The organism is Synechococcus sp. H55.11 (assembly GCF_047462475.1).
Taxonomy (GTDB): Bacteria; Cyanobacteriota; Cyanobacteriia; order Thermostichales; family Thermostichaceae; genus Thermostichus.
On sequence record NZ_JANSJI010000090.1, the window covers coordinates 4,265 to 7,166 of the forward strand.

At 61.2% G+C, this 2,902-nt stretch carries 3 protein-coding genes; 1 reads left to right on the forward strand and 2 read right to left on the reverse strand.

The window, feature by feature from the left end; genetic code table 11:
* Window positions 1-24: 24 nt before the first annotated feature.
* Both NW853_RS04140 and NW853_RS04145 read right to left on the reverse strand, forming a co-directional pair.
* Window positions 25-576 (reverse strand): hypothetical protein, encoded by a 552-nt coding sequence (locus tag NW853_RS04140; RefSeq protein WP_414347926.1) that lies wholly within the window; start codon window positions 574-576, stop codon window positions 25-27.
* Window positions 577-769: 193 nt separating this feature from the next.
* Window positions 770-2,062 (reverse strand): serpin family protein, encoded by a 1,293-nt coding sequence (locus NW853_RS04145; RefSeq protein WP_414347929.1) that lies wholly within the window; start codon window positions 2,060-2,062, stop codon window positions 770-772.
* Between the two features lie 228 nt (window positions 2,063-2,290).
* On the opposite strand from NW853_RS04145, the gene NW853_RS04150 reads away from it, so the two are divergent.
* A complete protein-coding gene (locus NW853_RS04150; RefSeq protein WP_414347931.1) occupies window positions 2,291-2,833 on the forward strand; it encodes a DUF192 domain-containing protein in 543 nt (180 codons plus the stop codon).
* Window positions 2,834-2,902: the final 69 nt, after the last annotated feature.

Consider the following 2,902-nt stretch of genomic DNA (forward strand, 5'->3'; position numbering starts at 1 on the left):
CAATCAACAGCTTATGAGGAAACCTCACGGGTTCATATAGGCCTGAATCCAGCCTGCCAGCCGCTGCGCCAAGGCAAGGGCTTCCGGCTCGCCTTTTTTGATCGCCGATTGGCTACTGAAACAAGCGATCACTTCTTCAAGCTCTTGTTCAAAAACCTGGGGACGGAACTGCAACCGCACCTGAGCTTGTAGCTGAAAGCTTTCCTGTGCTTCTTTATCCAAGATCTCTTGTCCCAGCCGCTGCAGCCGCACCCCTTGCAATTGGGCGAGAGGATAAGAGAAGACCTGCTGCCGCCAGATCCCCCAAGGGCCACCCAGCCGGGTCAGGGTCACCCGCTGCCGCTCCCGATCCACACTCAAGATCTGCCCCAGCCCCCAAGGGATCCCAATCCCCAGGCCCGCTGCTACAGCCAGTAGCCCCAGCAGAGGGGAAGGCTGCCAGAGCTGGGATCCCAGCGCCAACAACCCCAGCCCCGCCACCACCCGCCAGGCCAGTTGCTCAGAGGTAAACCTTTGCAGGGCAATCCGCAGCCGCCTGGGGGTGCGCTCCAGAACTTGCAGGTAAACCAGCGCCATGGAAGGGGATCCCGTTTTTGGAGCCAGTTTACCAGGTGCCGCGGAACCCTGAAGGCTTTTGTTGCTAAGTTGGCAAAGAACTAAAACTTAGGTTCGGCAAAAAACTCTGACAAATCCAAGGCAAACCCAGGGATCTTTTCTTGTTCCAAAACCTCGATTATCATGACCTCCGCAGTCAGCATGAGGGATCCCCTTATCCAGGATCCACCAGGGATCCCATAAACAGCACAGTTTGCGCCTCGGGGTTGTCGCCGGATCTAGAAGCGACAATGGCAAACCAGAAAGGTCGATCCGCTACGAATTGAAAGGGCTCCTGCCGGTCGCTGGCGGTGCGGGAGACGATTACCCCGGTGGCAGCAGCCGCCTCGGATCCCTTTTCATCCACTTCGATGGCCGCCTTGTGCAAGACTCTGCTGACCTGCGTCGGCTCTGAGGTCATCTGGCTGAAATCGGCCCGGCGAGAAAAGGCGATCCCCATACCCAACTGCTGCAAAGCCGGCACCAGATCGGTTGCGTAGGCCAGCTTAAACTTGGGGATCCGCACCGAGCCGGGGCGGGTGGGCAGGGATCCCGTCCATTCTTGCCAAGTTTCTGGGCTGAGCTCCTGTTGCAGGGTTGCCAAGCTCACCCCTGGTTTGGGCAGCAGGATCAGCAGGGCCAGCTCCCCTTCCCCATAGGGCAGGCGCACCACCTGGAGCTGCTCGGTCTCCCGGTAGCCGTAGCGACCGGATTGGGCCATCAGCGGCACTTGGACACGGCGGCCATCAGCTCGGGTGAAGGGCTGGGGCTTGGTCAGGGCCGGATCGAAGGGCTGGGTCCACTCTCCCTTGAAATGGATGGCGTTGAGCAAAACCATCACGTCCTCGCGGCTGAGGCGATCCACGATGCGGTCGATCTGGCCCTGGGTGCGCTCGGCTACCCAACGGTTAATCGCCTGCACCGTCTGGCGGGATCCCAGCTCCACCCGATTGACCACCGCTTGGTAATAGGTAGCCAGCGCCTGCAAAAAGGGAGGCCGCAGGGTGAGGGTTTGATCGACCCAAAGGCCGTTGGCCACTTGCACCTGGATCGGCCCTTCTGCTTGGGATCGCTCCACCAGCCAGCGCGCCATCTGGGCGTTGGTCCAGTTCAACTCATTGAGGGAGAGTTCTTGGGTCTCCAGCACCTCGGCCATGGCCGCTTGGGTCTCTCCAGCGGCGCCGTTGTACAGCATGCTCAGGGCCAGGCGAAGGCTCAAGGGGGAGAAAAAGAGGTTCTCTTGCGGCTGCTGCTGGAGTAGGTGAGCGAATAGCTTTAGCGCAAAGCGACTTTGGGCTTGTTGGGCCACAGCCTCTTCTCCATACCCTTCCCCATAGGTCACGGTCGGCTCAAACGGGATCCGCACCGGGGTTTCCCCGTGCGTGGGCCAGAGACCCAAAAGCAATAGGCCAAACAGAGCCAGAAGCGGGATCCGGCTCACCGAGGATATATTCAAAAGGTCTTTCATTGGGTCTCTCCTGGCCGGGTGGGGAACGATAGATAGACTCTATAGGCTATGGTATCGGGTTGGGGGTGGATGGCTCTTGCCCAGGCCGGCCATTGCGGCTGCGCTTGAGGTGAGATCGACAGGCCAAAGCCCGCAGGAGATCCCGGCCAAACTTGCCACGGATCCCCTCCCTCTTCAGTCCAGAGAGCAGGGTAGGATCAAGCCTGCACAGCTCAGCAGGAGAAAGGGATGAGTTGGTGGGCAAGAGAGCGCCAGGCTGTCACAGCGAGCGGGATCGCCTTGGGCCTGGCTCTGCTGCTGGGATGTACTGCTGGAGGAGAAGCCCAGGAGACGGCAGCCGTTGCCAGCTCGACCCCGGCCAAAGGGCAGCCCCAGCACCTGCCGGTGGAAGCGGAAGTAACCATTGCCGGCAAGCGCTTTGAGCTGGAAGTGGCCCGCACCCCCGAGCAACAGCGGCTGGGCCTGATGTTTCGCACCGATTTGCCGCCTGATCGCGGCATGTGGTTTCCCTTCGACCCGCCCCAGCCGGCTGCCTTCTGGATGTTCAACACCCTGCTCAACCTGGACATTATCTTTCTCCGCCAAGGTCAGGTGGTGTACATCGCTGCCGATGTGCCCGGTTGCCCCGCCCAACCCTGCCCCGTCTATGGGCCACCCTCTGACCAGTTGGTAGATGGCGTGCTGGAGTTCCGCGGCGGGACGGCTGCAGCCCTGGGCTTGCAAGTGGGAGACGCTGTAGAGATCCGCAAGCTTCCGCCCCCCACCCCTTGATCTCTCTCCCCCCTCTCCCTCAGGGAGAGGGGCCGGGGGTGGTCGCGTGAGCGGCGCGGAGCGCTTGGG

What these genes read in the sequence shown, in the direction of transcription:
- NW853_RS04140 (WP_414347926.1), bottom strand. Translation starts at nt 576, where the DNA reads ATGGCGCTGGTTTACCTGCAAGTTCTGGAGCGCACCCCCAGGCGGCTG.
- NW853_RS04145 (WP_414347929.1), bottom strand. Translation starts at nt 2,062, where the DNA reads ATGAAAGACCTTTTGAATATATCCTCGGTGAGCCGGATCCCGCTTCTG.
- NW853_RS04150 (WP_414347931.1), top strand. Translation starts at nt 2,291, where the DNA reads ATGAGTTGGTGGGCAAGAGAGCGCCAGGCTGTCACAGCGAGCGGGATC.